Here is a 15,084-nt window from a genome sequence, read left to right on the forward strand (position 1 = left end):
TTACGCCTGCTCTGCACGTAACCGGTCGACCCAGTTCGGTTCGTCCGTTTCCGTTCCCCCCGGAGAGGGACAGTGGTCAGGCGTACTTTGGACGTTCAGTCGTGTGCTCGACCTCGCCAGTGACGGTCTCTTCCTCGCTATCGTCATCGTAGACGTACTGGCCGGTCGCCCCACACAGGGTGCACTCGTACGTCTCGGAGATCTCGTTGATCATTTCGCCGTCCTCGAAGTAGACGCGACTCTGCGTGATCTGCAGGAACTGGGCGGTCTCGCAGTTAGTGCAGGTGATCATACTCGTTTGATGGCCAGCACCAGATGTAGTTATCCGGCTTGTAACTGAAAGGCAAAGACGACTATGAGGGTCTTACCCGCCGACCGCCATCGAACGGGGATCCGGGCGACTCGCCCCGTCGTTCGCGGCCGATCGAGCGAGAGTAACTGTTTCGTACCCCGGGACGGAGGCGGGATCGTCCCGATAGCTCGATGACGAGCATACCGTCGAAAAGCCGCTTTTCCAGCCGTAATGAAATGGTTATCGTCCCACTTATCGAGGTGAAACCGAGCGACAACGACCGGTGCCGAAAGGCGATTCGAGGTCGAGGGAAGCGCGACTGGTTTGCGCCGACGGACGCACCGATCGAGACGGTAGCGGAGCGGCGATCATCGGTCGACGGAGATTCGGTTATCGATCGACAGAGACCCGATCACCGGTTCGAGCCGCCTCGTAGGCCGCTTCGGTCAGCGCCGTCACCCGGAGCGCGTCTTGGACCGTCGCCGGCGGCTCGGTTCCGTTTCTGACGCTCTCGAGGAACGCGTCGGCCCGGATCCGTTCGTCGCGGGGATCGATGTAGGGAACGTACTCCCCGGCGTCGGAATCGATTTCGACGACCTTTCGGGACCCCCACTGCGTTCCCTCGAGGTAGATCGCACCCTCCTCGTCCCAGAGGTGGATGTGCTCGCGAACCGACGGCGCGTCGCCGTGAAACGAAAACGTGCCCGTCGCACCGTTTTCGAACCGAACGTCGAGGTGAGCGCGGCGGTCGACTCGCTGCTCGTCGTCGTAAAACGCCATGCTCGCGGCGACGGACGCCGGCTCGAGGCCGGTCGTCCAGCAAACGGCGTCGAGGACGTGGCTGCCGGTATCGTAGAGAAAGCCGCCCCCGGACAGGTCGGGATCGAGCCGCCAGGTCCCTCGCGAATCGTCGATCCACCCCTGCGTGATGGAGGCGGTCAGCCACTCCGGTGGACGGTCGGCGAATCGGTCGCGAGCCGTTCGAAACGCCGTCTGAAGGTGGCGCTGGTAGCCGACCATCACGGTCCGATCGCTTCGATCGACTCGATCCGCGAGGTCGCGGGCCCGCTCGAGGTCGGTCGTCAGCGGTTTGTCGCAGTAGACGTGGTGGCCCCGATCGAGGGCGGCGACGACTTGCTCGTAGTGGAGGGTGTGGGGCGTCCCGACGAGCACTGCGTCGAGAGACGCCTCCGCAAGCATCGCCTCGTACTCGGCGTATTGCTGATCTGCGGACACGCCGAACCCGCGGCCAACCTCGTCGCGGAGCGCCGCATCGAGATCGCAGACCGCGCGGACGGTCGCGTCAGGGTGACGGTGAAACTGGCCACCGACGGTGGTTCCGATGTAGCCCAGTCCGACGATACCGATCCGAATCGGCCGCGATCCGTCGTCATCACTCATACGATCCCGTACGGGCTGCAGTCCCATCCCTCTGGAGGCATCGCAAGCAAGTATCTCCACCCGGTCGATCATTCGAGTTCGATCTCGAGACGGGCGAGGGTTCGACCGATCCGCTACTCGAGTCCGTTCGTCCACGCAGATCCGTTCCGTTCGTCCACGCGAGTCCGTTCCGTTCGTCAGCGCGAGCGAGTACCAACAGCCGGGGTGTACCAACCGGTAGCAGGGTGCTACGATCGGAGTAGACGGTGCCTGCGTTCGGTTCGGAGTCGCTACCGGGAGCCAAGCGGATGCATAACAATGGGTAACACGTACAACGTTCGACCTGCGGGGTGGTAACTCCCCGCCGGGTACGTGCTCGGCCCATCTGTGCGCTGACCAGCCGATTGCGTGCGTTCGTGCCCGGATCGCTCGGACGTGGACTCGCCCCCGCTTCGAGTACGCTCATGTCTCTCACGCCCAGGGCGGTTCCCGCCCGCCCGGGTTTCATGATACGCAAACCGGACAGTCGCAGCTCTCGGGGGCGGAGCCCAGCAGTAAAACCGAGCGGGACGACGATCCCCGTTCGCGCTCAGAACTCCGTGATGACCGGAATGCCGACCGTTCCGTAGTCGTCCATCGAGGCGAGCGTATCGGGAGCCTCCTCGAGCGACAGCGTCTCGCCGATGATCTTGTCTGGCTCGAGGGTGCCCTGTGCGATCAGGTTGAACAGTTCCTCGTAGCGGACCAGCGGCATCCCGAAGGAGCCGTGGAAGTCGATCTCCTGCATCGTCATGACGTCGACGGGGAGTTCGATCTGGCCCTCCTCTTCGCCGGTCGTCAGTCCGACCTGCACGTGGCTACCCCGCGTGCCGAGGCTGTTGACCGAGTTCTTGCAGGTATCGGCGACGCCCAGTGCGTCGATGGAGACATCCGCTCCGCCGTCTGTGATCTCCTGGACTGCCTGGGCCGAACTGTCGACCTCGGTCACGTTGACCGTCGCCCGGGCACCGAGTTCCTCGGCGCGCTCGAGTTTGTCGTCGACGAGGTCGATCGCGATCGGGTGGGCACCCAGCGCGTCCGCGATGTGGATCGCCGAGAGGCCGACGCCGCCACAACCGTGGACGGCAACCCAGTCGCCGGGACGGAGGTTCGCGCGGTCGGCCAGCGCGTGGTAGGCCGTCATGAACCGGCAACCGAGACCTGCCATCTCCGTGAAGCCGACGTCGTCGGGGAGTTTCACGCAGTTGAAGTCGGCTTCCCGAACGGGAAACGCCTCCGCGAACGCGCCCTGTGAGTACTCCGACAGACCGAGCGGAAGCACCGTCTCGCAGTTGTTCGCCCGCCCCTCACGGCAGTGCGGACAGGTGCCGTCGCCCAGGTGGAACGGCACCGCGACGCGGTCGCCTTCCTCAAGGGTCTCGACGTCGCTTCCGACCGCCGAGACGACGCCGGCGGGCTCGTGGCCGAGGATCTGCCCTTCCGGGACGCCCGCGCCGATCCAGCTCCAGTCGCCCTGCCAGGCGTGCCAGTCGCTCCGACAGATCCCACACGCTTCGGTCTCGACGATTACCTGATCGGCTCCCGGCTCCGGATAGTCGACGTCTTTGACCGTCAGCGGTTCCCCATGTTCTTCGAGTACGGCTGCTCGCATGTTCCAACGGTAGTAGTAGCGAGTATAAAAGTGTAGGCGGTACGCCATCCAGTTGTCAGAAACTATCTATGAGTTGTCTTCCGTTGTACGAGTGGATTGGGCCGGGAATCCAGCCGAACCCCCTCGATAACGATCGGTGTCGAACAGATCTCGACAACGGGACACGGATGTACAGTGAAGTTGAAACGATATCGGTACGGGGGCGGAACGTTCCGTCGAATCGGACGAATCGCTTCGAGGGGTCAATTGCTATCGTACCCAACTTCTAAAGCTTTGACCCGAAGACCCTATTCTGAATGATTATACGTTAAAATATGAAAGGTACTATATATTTGTTCGGCTGATGTGGTGGCAATCGTAGAAGTTCGCACGATAGAGGGGGAGGAAAAGACAAAACAAGCCGATTTTAGCTCAAAACCAATGCCACTCAGCGATAACTCCGAGAGCACGAGGAATCGATGAACTGGGGATGCACCTCCGAACTAATAGTCCCTAAATTGGTCCTAATAGCCGCTAATAGCATATTACGGCGGAGCGTATGTGATCGAAAACACCAAACTCGATGTTCTAACAATAATAGTATCTTATCAGGGAAGTGTCGATATTCTATTATAGAATTTGATCGGATCTCCTCTGGATCAGCCGTTGCGGTCGCCCGCTGTAACTTACAGCACTATGTCTGTAATAGAAACATCGCCGGCACCGGGTAGCATCGACGGTTCGACTGGAAACCGCGTTCTCAACCGGTTACGAGCCGTCTAATGGCCATCGTTCGTCCGGACACGTTCTCGTTTCAACGAACTCTCCAGAAGTTATGTGATAACGACGGAAATTGGTCAGATGCGGGGTTTCGACCGAAACCATCACCCACGCGTACGAATAGTTCCCGTACCGTTTTCAGGCGATGCCCTCGTCGGTCAGGGGATCGGCGTGCGCGGTCGTTCATTTGTGTCTGCTGGAGTACTACACCGGCCCCAACGTCGAGAAACATGCATAGGGTAGTTCGGTATCGGCGAACGGTTTTCTTGAACGGATCGACGGCGGAATCGATCAGTCGGCGCGTTCTCGAGCCGTCCGCCGGCGGTGAGGTCGAACCCCTCTCCTCGGCCGCGACGACGTATGGTCATCGCGGCCGGATTCCCGCGGTCGTCACACGTTGCCATCGGTCATTTTTTATCAGATCGGGATATAGAACCGGTATGCGCGACTGGATCGATAGCTACGAGAAGCGAGCGTGGCAGACGACAGAGAACGGGACCGTCAGATACGCCCTGATCGGCCTGGGGTGGTGGACGATCGACGTCGCACTGCCGGCGATCGAATCGTCCGATCTGGGCGATGTGACGGTGCTCGTCAGCAGTTCGACCGACAAGGCGACGCGACTCGCCGACGAGAACGACATCGCGGGCGGGATCAGCTACGACGAGTTCCACGACGGCGCGGCCGCCGACGAGTACGACGCCGTCTACGTCGGCACGCCCAACGCCTACCACCTCGAGTACGCCGAGACCGCGGCCGAACTGGACAAGGCGGTCCTCTGTGAGAAGCCGATGGAGGCGACCGTCGAGCGCGCCGAGCGGATGGTCGCGACCTGCGACGCCGCGGACGTGCCGTTGATGATCGCCTATCGCATGCAAACCGATCCGGCAGTGCAACGGGCCCGCGAGTTGATCGCCGACGGCTTCCTCGGGGAGCCAGTGTCCGTCTACGGTCACAACACCCAGTCACTGCTCGAGATGATTCCCGACCCCGACCAGTGGCGGCTCGACGCCGATCTGAGCGGGTACGGCACCTCGGTGATGGACCTGGGAATCTATTCGATCAACACGACCCGATTCCTGCTCCAACGCGACCCCGTCAGCGTGCAGGCCGAGATGGTCTCGAATCACGAGGCGTTCGCCGACGTCCCGGACGAGCGGTCTTCGTCGCTGCTGATCTTCGAAGACGACGTGCAGATGATCTCGACCTCGAGCCAGCACGCCCACGAAGATACGCATCTCAAGATCACGGGAACCGAGGGACGGATCGAGCTCCGGCCGGCGTTCCACGGGGAGTGTTCGCTGCACCTCTCGCGCGGCGACGTGTCGGTCACGGTCGAGCACGGAAGCTTCGACGCGGAGCGCGAGATGGAAGAGGAGTTCGACTACTTCGCGGACTGCCTCCTCGGCGACGGCGACCTCTATCCGGACGGCCGACACGGTTTGCAGGACATGCGGATCATCGAAGCGGTCCACGACTCCGCGGAACGAGGTGAACCGGTCGCGCTCGAGTAGACTGACGACGGGAGCCAGTCCGCCGATCAGGACTCGTCGACTTGTGCGTCGACCGACGCCACGGCCGCGAGGTTCACGATATCCTTGACCTCGTCGCCCCGCTGAAGGACGTGAACCGGTTCGTCCATGCCGACCAGCATCGGTCCGATGGCGTCGGCCCCGCCGAGTCGCTGAAGCAGCTTGTAGCCGATGTTACCGGCCTCGAGGTTCGGGAAGACCAGCACGTTCGCCGGTTTCTCGAGGTCGCTGAACTCGTAGGTTCCGGTCAGCATTTCCTCGACGACGGCGGTGTCGGCCTGCATCTCCCCGTCGACGGGGAAGTCGACAGCGGGATCGGCACGGAGCCGACGGGCCGCTTCGCGAGGTTTCCGCGTCCCGTCGTTGTCGACGCTGCCGAAGTCCGAGTACGAGAGCAAGGCGGCCCGGGGCTCGACGTCGAACCGGCGAGCGAGCGCTGCGGTGTGGCGAGTGACTTCCTCGAGGACGTCCTCGTCGGGGGCCTGATTAACTGTCGCGTCGGCCACGAAGACGATGCGATTCTTGAACGTGAGCAGGTAGACCCCGGCCGCGTAGTCAGCGTCGTCGGCCGTGCCGATCACCTGCAGGGGCGGCCGGAGCGCCGACGGATAGTGGTTCGTCAGCCCCGTCAGCATCGCGTCGGCGTCGCCGCGGTCGACCATGACGCTCCCGAAGTAGTTGGTGTCGTCGCGGATCATCGACGCTGCCTCGCGGCGAGTGACGCCGTTGCGCTTCCGTCGATCGTAGAGGTGTTCGATGTACGCCTCGTACTCGCCGCTCTTGGGGTCGACGACGTCCGGTTCGAACTCGAGACCGAGGGTCGCGACCGTGCTTCGAACCTCGTCCTCGTCGCCGATCAGAACCGGCTCAGCGATGCCTCGTTCGACGATCTGGGCGGCCGCCCGAACGATCGTCTCGTCGGTCCCCTCGGCCAGCGCGATACGCTTGGGATCGGATTTCGCCTTGTTGAGTACCACCCGCATCATTTCACGGGACTTGCCGAGCCGTGCCTCGAGCGCTTCGACGTACTCGTCGACGCCGAGGTCGACACGGGCCGCGCCGGAATCGATCGCCGCGCGTGCGACTGCTGGAGCGACCTCGAAGAGGACGCGTGCGTCCAGCGGCTTCGGAATGATGTAGTCTGGGCCAAACTGAAGCGGCTGATCGCCGTACGCCTTCACCACCGAGTCCGGCACGTCCTGTTTGGCCAGCTCGGCCAGCGCCGACGCCGCCGCGACCTTCATCTCCTCGTTGATCTCGGTGGCGCGGACGTCCAGCGCACCGCGGAAGATGAAGGGAAAGCCGAGGACGTTGTTGACCTGATTCGGGTAGTCCGAGCGTCCAGTCGCCATGATAACCGTATCGTCGCGGGCGTCTTTGGCGTCCTCGTAGCCGATCTCCGGATCGGGGTTAGCCATCGCGAAGATGATCGGGTCGTCGGCCATCGATCGGACCATCTCCTGACTGACGATGCCGCCGGCCGACAGGCCGACGAAGACGTCCGCGCCCGCTATCGCCTCCGCGATACCGCCTTCGGGAACGTCGCTGGCGAACTCCTTGTTGTACGCGTTCAGATCGCCGGACTCGGCCCGTTCAGTGGTCAGAATCCCATCGATATCGCACATCGTGATGTTCTCTCGTTCGACGCCCAGCGAGACGTAGAACTTGGCCGTCGCGACCGCGGCCGCACCCGCGCCAGAGAACGTGACCTCGAGCGACTCGAGGTCCTTGCCGGAGATTTCGACGGCGTTGAGCAGCGCGGCCCCGCTGATGATCGCGGTGCCGTGCTGGTCGTCGTGAAAGACCGGGATCGACAGGCGCTCGCGGAGGCGTTCCTCGATTTCGAAGCAGTGGGGAGCCGCAATGTCCTCGAGATTGATGCCGCCGAACGTCGGCTCCATCGCGGCGACCGACTCGACGAACGCGTCTGGTTCGTCGAGGTCGAGTTCGATGTCGAACACGTCGATGTCGGCGAAGCGCTTGAACAGGACGCCTTTGCCCTCCATGACTGGTTTCGACGCCTGTGCACCGATGTCGCCGAGTCCGAGCACTGCCGAGCCGTTCGAGACGACGCCGACAAGGTTTCCCTTCGTCGTGTACTGGTAGGCGTCGTCCGCGTCCGCAGCGATCTCTCGACACGGCGCGGCGACGCCCGGCGAGTACGCCAGCGAGAGGTCACGTTGCGTGTTCGTCGGTTTCGTCGTCGAAATTTCTATCTTACCCGGCGGATCGGCACGGTGATACTCGAGTGCGTCTTCGTCCATTGTTGTACTCGTGTGTCGCCAGCGAATCGACAAAAGTGTACGCTTCTGATCGACCGATTTGCGCCGTCAGAGGGCCGATCTGTACCGAAAATCCGTGATCAATCCGCCGCGTGACGCGGAACGTGAGCGCAATCGACACATTCCCACGATCGCCGTTCGAACGAGAGTCCCACGACGACGAACGGAAACTGGCGGTCGGTATCGCGCGGGGATTCCGCCGTCGCCAGTCATCGGAAGGCCGTCACGGGTTATCCCGTCGAATCGGGGCGGACGGCTCGAGCTGCGGAGTTACACTTCGTTCGGTACTGGAAACCGATCGGTTTCGCCTCGCCGCGTTCACTCGTGAGCCAGTCGGTGGTAGCGAGAACAGTTGTCTCTACCGGGCGTCCGGCTCACGACAACTGAACCGATAACCTGCGGGACAGTCCTCGCCGCCAGACTGTTCGCTTATCGACCGATCAGTGTCTCCCATCGGGAACGGGATGCTTGGACTGGAAGACGAACGAACACGACACCCTGTTCAGACACCGTGAACACATCGTTCGTTTCGGCCAGTAGCCGAGCGGATTCGGAACGAAATCGTGTATAGAGGAATCTGCGTCCGAACGGCAAAAACGGCGGTTCGTTTGCCGACCGCGACGAACCGTCTCGCGTACGAAACCATCGCTGACCGAACAGAATTACACCCCTAACTCTGTAACCGTCGATAGCCAGCAGACGGTGAGCGGTTACCGGACTATTCCAGGTCGGACCGTTTCGGTACACTTTAACAGGCGACTCGCTGATTGCTCCGACGGACCAGACGCCAGTTGAAAAATCAGCGCCCAGACAGTCTTGCGTGATTAGTTATACTAATTTCACCAACTCGGTCCGCGACCAATCTCGCCTCATTCGTACTCTTATCGCACTTTCCACTGATTTCTAGTAACTAAAAATATTATTACCGTGCTGCCCACATATTAAATCCATCATATATCTCTAATTATAAATCAACGGTAGATACCATCCCCAATAGGTATCTGTCAGTTGAGTTTCTGAAGGGCCAGGAATCTAGTTCGATAACCGTAACATTTGTACGATAGGCGTCAGTGACTACCGGTATGACGGACGACTCGAGCGGCGGTCGTCGAACCAAGGTCGAGCGAGTGATAGACGAGTACAACCTCGAGTCGTGGGGGGATCGCCTCGAGACCGAGTGGGTCGGCGACGGAACGGATCGAACGAGTCTCCGCGACCTCGCGACCGAGTTCAACAAGGCCGTCCTCCGAGCGGCTCTCCGCGATGCGGGCGGGTCGGTGCTCGATTCCGATATCGAAATTCTGTATCGAACGCTCACGGACGACGACGTGTCGCGCTCGGACGCGGTCAGAAAGCGACGTGAACTGGAACGGTCGGGGATCGACATCGACGCCGTCCGCTCCGATTTCGTCACTCACCAGACGATCTATACGTATCTGACGAACGTTCGCGACGCGTCCCTTCCCGACGAGGACACCGAGGACCGACTCGAACGAAAGAAAGAGACCGTTCAGCGACTCGCCGGCCGAACGCAAGTCGTCACGGAATCTACGCTCGAGGAACTGAGAAACGCCGAGGAGATTACGGACCGCGAGTACGACGTCTTCGTCGATGTCCGGACCATCTGCGCGAACTGCGGAACCGACTATTCCGTCGCCGAGTTACTCGATCAGGGTGGCTGCGACTGTGAGGCCGGGAAGACGTCGTAACGCGATACGTCGGAAAATCGGCCGTTACCGCATAGCATTTATAGCCGGCGGCGTGAAATAACCGTCGTGTCATCTCCAGAGTCAGTCACCTCGTCGATTACCGTTCTCGCGGAGAATATCGGCGGTATCGATAGTAGCGAGGTTACGCTTGAACCCGGCGTTAACGTCCTGACTGGACGGAACGCGACGAATCGAACGTCGTTCCTCCAGACGATTATGGCCGCGCTGGGCAGTCGGCGCTCCTCGTTGAAAGGCGATGCGGACGCCGGTCGCGCCGAATTGGAATTCGACGGTAAACGGTACGAGCGATACCTCGAGCGACGCAACGGTGAAGTGGTCTTCGACGGTGATCCCTATCTCGAGGATCCGGAACTCGCGGACCTCTTTGCCTTCCTGCTCGAATCCAACGAAGCGCGCCGAGCAGTGAGACGCGGCGACGAGCTTCGTGAACTCATCATGCGTCCGATCGATACGGACGAGATCGAAGCCGACATTTCCACCCTCGAGGCCGAGAAACGCGACCTCGATGATCGCCTCGAGCGCCTCGAACAACTCGATTCCGAACTCCCAGGGCTCGAGTCGAAGAAACGGGAACTCGAGAACGAGATCGAAACGACGACCGAGGAAATCGCCGACCTCGAGGACGAACTCGAGGCGTTCGATCTCGATGTCGAGGCGAGCCGCGACCGGAAAGCGGAGATCGAATCGGCGTTCGCCGACCTCCAGACGGCGCGGACGGAACTCGAGTCTATCGAATACGATCTCGAGACCGAACGGGAGAGCCACGCCGAACTCGAGCGGGAACGCGACGAGCTAGAGGGAGAACTCGAGGCATTCGACGACGATGATCACGAGTCGCCGGATCGGCTCGAAGGCCGGATCCAGGAACTTCGCGCCCGGAAGCGGTCGCTCGATACGACCGTGAGCGAACTACAGAGCGTGATCCGATTCAACGAGGAACGGCTCGCAGACGACGGGTTCGAGCTGGATCTCGAGGACCACGTCGAGTCGGGGGAGGAAGACGACGGCGACATCACGGAACAGCTCCTCGCGGACGACGACGTCGTCTGCTGGACGTGTGGCTCGCAGGTCGGTCGCGACCGGATCGAGTCGACGCTCGAGCGATTGCGATCGCTCCGCCAGGACCAGCTCGAGGAACGAAGCGAGTTGCAGGCACAGATCGACGACCTCTCCTCGCGACGGAAGGAGCTTCGCGAGCGAACGCAGCGACGAGGAGAGATCGAAACGCGGCTGTCGGCGATCGATGACGAGCTCGAGCGCCGCGAACAGCGCATCGAGGAACTCGAGACCGAAGTCGAACAGCAACGGACGCGTATCGACGAGCTCGAATCCGAGGCCGAAGCGTTCGAAAACGCGGAGTACGGAGACGTTATCGACACCCACCGCGAACTGAACCGGCTCGAGCTCGAACTCGAGGGACTCGAGGACGACCGCGACGACGTGCAGGCCCGAATCGAAGAGATCGAGGGGAAGATCGAGGCGCGCAGTGACCTCGAGGACCGCCGCGAGACCGTCGAAGCAGAGCTGACCGACCTCAGGACGCGCGTCGACCGGATCGAAGAAAACGCCGTCGACGCGTTCAACGAGCACATGGAGTCGATCCTATCGATCCTCGAGTACCGAAACATCGACCGCATCTGGATCGATCGTCGCGAGAAGACGGTCCGGGAGGGGCGGCGGAAGGTCACGCAAACCGCGTTCGACCTGCACATCGTCCGGTCGACCGACGACGGAGCGACGTACGAGGATACCGTCGACCACCTCTCGGAGAGCGAACGCGAAGTCACCGGACTGGTCTTCGCACTCGCAGGCTATCTGGTTCACGACGTCTACGAAATCGTTCCGTTCATGCTGCTGGATTCGCTCGAGGCGATCGACTCGACCCGGATCGCCGATCTCGTTGAGTACTTCGAGGAGCACGTCGACTGTCTCGTCGTCGCTTTGCTCCGCGAGGACGCCGAATCGCTCTCGGACGAGTACGCCTACGTTCGGGAGATATAAGCCGCTGAGCGATGCCGATTCGGAACGACTGAATCGGTTCGTGCAATTCGTTCGATGCTTCCGACAGTACCTCATACACAGCATATTTATGATAATACTACAAGCGAAGATAGTTCAGATTTTTTCCTATCCGGTGGTCGATGGCCGTCTGATCGGTGAAACCCGATAAAAACACCCCTCTCTGTCGGTGTTATTCGTCGTCGAATCGATTTGTCTCGACGGTCTCGTATTCTCTCTCCCCATCCGAGGGACTCTCCCTCGAGGGTTTTTGTAAAATAAGATCAATAGTGGAGTGCGATAGCAATCATATTTCTCATATGAATGGTGGGAGGAAGTAGTCGGCGGCCTGAATAGTCTGTCAGATCGAGATAAATTCACGAAACGGTCAACTAGTGACATCGGATTGGTGTGTACAGTACACGGGTCTGACGCGACTCGAGCGGCTTGGGTACTGGCATCGTCGGTGACCGAACACGGGTGTACGTTGGATTTGCAATTGTAAGCTACAATATCACCGCTTACCTGTTTGTCGTGTAACCTATTCCGAGACGAGACCGACACGGGCCCGTTCAATGATGGTACCGGTGCGATCGAGGGAGATGGCGCGTTCACCGACCGATGGGCCGCTACTGTCCCGGCGAGCGACCGGTCGCTCGTCGGCGGGGCGATGGCATTGGGCGGCGGCTGGCTCGTCGCTCGAGGCCAATCTGTCCGCACGCGGAAGCGGCGACCTCGTGTGAACGCACGGTACCGGCGGGACGAAACAGCCGCTGCGTGCAGCGCGTGAGTTCGCTCCGATCGACGATCAGCGGTCGCGGCCAGAGGCGGCCGACCGTGACGCGGACGAACCGTCCGCCGTCAGGGCTGTGAATCGGGAGCCGACGGCGGGTTCTCGTCAGTCGATATCAGGTTCCCGAGGAGGGAGTCACCGATTACGACCACGACGAGAGCGCCGACGATATCGAAGACGAGGTCGAAGAACGTGTCGGCCGCCCCGTAGGAAACGAGTATGGGTTCGAGTCCGAGGCGATTGGCGGTCGTGTGAATACCGTACTCGGCGATCTCCCACAGTACCCCGGCGCAGGCGACGATGGCGACGACCCAGAGCCGCGGGTCGCGTCCGCGGCGACGGGCCGCGGCGAAGGTTACGCCACCGAGAATCGTCGCCGAGTGCGTGTGGGTCACGTGGTCCCACCACCAGATATCATCGTACGGACCCAGCATTCCGACTGCGTGAGTGAGCATCGCCGTACTCAGATACGTACGTTGCCACGGCTTGAACGTCACGTCGTACCGGCGTTCGACGGCCCCGGGGAGGTACGTCGCCGCGATCGAGACGACAGCGTTGAAAACCGCCCCCGGATCCCGCCGCCGGAAACCGACGACGAGGACGGCGAGAATCGCGTACCGGACACCGCGATCGGCCTCGTTGGCTACCGATGTCTGCATTGGTTTGGTGGCAGATTGCAGTCGAGGTCCATAACGATACTGAAAGGAGACGAGCTCGCGGTTGCCGTCGGTCAGCGGTCGCTACCAGCGCGGAAGTCGGTCATGTACCGCGTTCGGGTCCGTACCGAGCGGGGAGCAGTACCAGGAAGCGATCCGGGAGCGTGCGGACCACGAGGACTTCCGCGATCGTCGGGAGCAGCCGTCGAACGGCAGTGTAGACGACCGCGACGACCAGCGCGGCTCCCACGATCAACCGAAGGACGCCGTCGAGAGCGATCAGGAGCGGGACGGCGATACCGAGCGAGAGCAGCAAGTCCTCGGGCGCGCCGTCATACCGGACCCAGCGACGCGGCGCGAGCCACCGCCCTCGACGATGGTCGTAGACGGCGCGACTCGAGGTCGCCTCCCACGGCCGCAGTTCCAACCCGCCGCCGAAGATATCCATGACGCTGTGGACGGCCGCACCGAGCAACAGGAATGTCGCGGCGATCGTCGCCGCCGTCGGGAGGAGCACCGCGAACGGGACGACCGCGACGCCGAGCACCGAATAATAGACGGGATAGTGCAGCGTCTTCCGATGACCGAGGTACATATCCAGATCGGGGAGAATACCACCGAGCAGGCCGGCAGTGAGAGCGACGCCGGCGAATTCGGGGGCGAGTATGACAAGCGGGAGGGCGAGGGCCAGCCCGACGAGCGCGTGCGTTGGCAGCATCATTGTGTCGTACTACAGGCAACATAGCCGTTTGAGTATGTCGGTCGGTGAGGCCAGCATCGGTCGGCCGCCAGAGTCGCATCCTGCAGTTCCGTTCGGCCACCGATCGGCATCCCGTCGGACTTGGGCCCGTCGCGATCCGCGCGGGTTCGAGTGCGGCGCGTCGATATCTGTCGGAACTGCTCGCTCGTGTCGCCACGACACGACGACGACCCAACGAACGACCGTCCAACGACTGTCACGGTTCTCGAGGGCAACCTTTGATGGGGTTCGACACGAAATCACAGCGTGATGGCCGCCGATAGATACAAACTGTTCGGTGTCTACCTCTCGGAGGACGTCTTCGACGCACTCGACGAATTCCTGTACAAAGACGCCGGCGTCGTCGACTACGAGGAGTATTTCGATCCGACCGCCTCGACGGTCCCCGCGGGCGATCCGGGTGCCGATGCCACCGACAGGCTCGTCTCGGCGGTCGTGGCGGACTTCGCGGAACTGTACGACGAGGCGGATTTCGAGGCCCCTCGAGGCGTTGATTCCGACGCGTTCGTCCTCGCCCATCTCGCGGCCGATCCCCAGACGATCGCCGCCGCTCGCGAACGCTTTCAGGCGGCCGCCACGATCCGAGAGACCGACCTCCGGACGGTCCACACCGCGATCCTCTCGGCATTTCTCTCGCGGGAGTCAGCACACGAGGGCCCCTGATTCCCGGAGCCACCGGGACTGCGGAACCGGTCGGTTCAGCGGTCCTCGTCCGACGAAGAGACGATCAGGATAAGCAGTTGCCCGCGGTGACCCTATATTATCCGCCAGTGGCTTCTCCCGCAATGATGGGGTCGCTCGAATCGGTCCCGGTACCACCGGACTCGTCTTCGCTTGCGCTACTGGTCTCAGTGTCACTGGTGGACGTATTTTCGTCACTGGATACGTTCCCGATACTGGACTCGGTTCCATCACTGGATTCGTTTTCGCCGACGAAATAGCCCGCATTGCCGCCGTCAGTTGCGTTTCCGAGAGCGGTCTCCCCGTCTCCGTCGCTGTCACCAGCGGTCGAGTCGCCCGCACGATGGGACGTGTTCGTCTGCACCTCGTCGGATTCACTGGCACTCGAGTTCACAGTGTCGGCAGTTTCGGTTCGGTTCGACGTATCCGAGACGGTGTCGTTCGTCGGAGTGCTGTCGGGTGCGTTGGTCAGTCCGACCGACGCATTTTCCGCCGCATCTGTCGCGTTAGCATCACTGTCGTTTGATCCAACAGCGCCACCATCCGTTTCACCCGATCCGTCGTCCGTTT

The 15,084-nt window shown here is 61.6% G+C and carries 11 protein-coding genes and 1 pseudogene; 5 read left to right on the top strand and 7 right to left on the bottom strand.

Going from position 1 to position 15,084, the window contains the following annotated elements; translation table 11 throughout:
* Positions 1 to 76: 76 nt before the first annotated feature.
* The 3 genes from ACEWFR_RS22335 to ACEWFR_RS22345 all read right to left on the bottom strand — a co-directional run bounded on the left by ACEWFR_RS22335 (position 77) and on the right by ACEWFR_RS22345 (position 3,323).
* Complete coding sequence (locus tag ACEWFR_RS22335) at positions 77 to 292, bottom strand: hypothetical protein (protein WP_098726923.1); 216 nt, start codon at positions 290 to 292, stop codon at positions 77 to 79.
* Between the two features lie 390 nt (positions 293 to 682).
* Positions 683 to 1,693 carry a Gfo/Idh/MocA family protein gene (locus ACEWFR_RS22340; protein ID WP_374063124.1) on the bottom strand — a complete coding sequence of 337 codons (1,011 nt, stop codon included), beginning with the start codon at positions 1,691 to 1,693 and terminating at the stop codon, positions 683 to 685.
* Positions 1,694 to 2,261: 568 nt separating this feature from the next.
* The gene (locus ACEWFR_RS22345) at positions 2,262 to 3,323 is read right to left on the bottom strand and encodes a zinc-dependent alcohol dehydrogenase family protein (RefSeq protein WP_374063125.1); all 1,062 of its coding nucleotides are present in this window, start codon (positions 3,321 to 3,323) and stop codon (positions 2,262 to 2,264) included.
* A gap of 1,199 nt (positions 3,324 to 4,522) precedes the next feature.
* Here ACEWFR_RS22345 and gfo6 point away from each other — a divergent pair.
* Complete coding sequence (gene gfo6, locus ACEWFR_RS22350; RefSeq protein ID WP_374063126.1) at positions 4,523 to 5,596, top strand: D-xylose 1-dehydrogenase Gfo6; 1,074 nt, start codon at positions 4,523 to 4,525, stop codon at positions 5,594 to 5,596.
* A 26-nt stretch (positions 5,597 to 5,622) separates the two neighbouring features.
* Here the strand turns inward: gfo6 and ACEWFR_RS22355 are convergent, their stop codons facing one another.
* Positions 5,623 to 7,878: an NADP-dependent malic enzyme gene (locus tag ACEWFR_RS22355; protein WP_374063127.1), complete on the bottom strand. Its 2,256-nt coding sequence runs from the start codon at positions 7,876 to 7,878 to the stop codon at positions 5,623 to 5,625.
* Between the two features lie 1,100 nt (positions 7,879 to 8,978).
* Between ACEWFR_RS22355 and rdfA the strand changes: the two genes are divergently transcribed.
* The 3 genes from rdfA (at position 8,979) to ACEWFR_RS22370 (ending at position 12,414) form a co-directional block, all read left to right on the top strand.
* Entirely contained in the window at positions 8,979 to 9,605 is a 627-nt protein-coding gene (rdfA, locus tag ACEWFR_RS22360; RefSeq protein ID WP_374063128.1) for a rod-determining factor RdfA, read from the top strand.
* 66 nt (positions 9,606 to 9,671) lie between these two features.
* Positions 9,672 to 11,627, top strand: a complete 1,956-nt coding sequence (locus ACEWFR_RS22365) for an archaea-specific SMC-related protein (RefSeq protein WP_374063129.1) — start codon at positions 9,672 to 9,674, stop codon at positions 11,625 to 11,627.
* A 526-nt stretch (positions 11,628 to 12,153) separates the two neighbouring features.
* Positions 12,154 to 12,414, top strand: coding sequence for a hypothetical protein (locus ACEWFR_RS22370; protein ID WP_374063130.1), 261 nt, complete (start codon positions 12,154 to 12,156; stop codon positions 12,412 to 12,414).
* Between the two features lie 71 nt (positions 12,415 to 12,485).
* On the opposite strand, the gene ACEWFR_RS22375 is transcribed toward ACEWFR_RS22370, so the two are convergent.
* The gene (locus tag ACEWFR_RS22375) at positions 12,486 to 13,076 is read right to left on the bottom strand and encodes a hypothetical protein (RefSeq protein WP_374063131.1); all 591 of its coding nucleotides are present in this window, start codon (positions 13,074 to 13,076) and stop codon (positions 12,486 to 12,488) included.
* 100 nt (positions 13,077 to 13,176) lie between these two features.
* Positions 13,177 to 13,794: a metal-dependent hydrolase gene (locus tag ACEWFR_RS22380; protein WP_374063132.1), complete on the bottom strand. Its 618-nt coding sequence runs from the start codon at positions 13,792 to 13,794 to the stop codon at positions 13,177 to 13,179.
* Positions 13,795 to 14,079: 285 nt separating this feature from the next.
* On the opposite strand from ACEWFR_RS22380, the gene ACEWFR_RS22385 reads away from it, so the two are divergent.
* Positions 14,080 to 14,496, top strand: coding sequence for a hypothetical protein (locus ACEWFR_RS22385; protein ID WP_374063133.1), 417 nt, complete (start codon positions 14,080 to 14,082; stop codon positions 14,494 to 14,496).
* Positions 14,497 to 14,593: 97 nt separating this feature from the next.
* Here the strand turns inward: ACEWFR_RS22385 and ACEWFR_RS22390 are convergent.
* A pseudogene (locus ACEWFR_RS22390) lies at positions 14,594 to 15,084 on the bottom strand (hypothetical protein); the annotation flags it as partial.

Origin of the sequence: Natrinema sp. H-ect4, from assembly GCF_041894845.1 — an archaeon.
GTDB lineage: Archaea > Halobacteriota > Halobacteria > Halobacteriales > Natrialbaceae > Natrinema.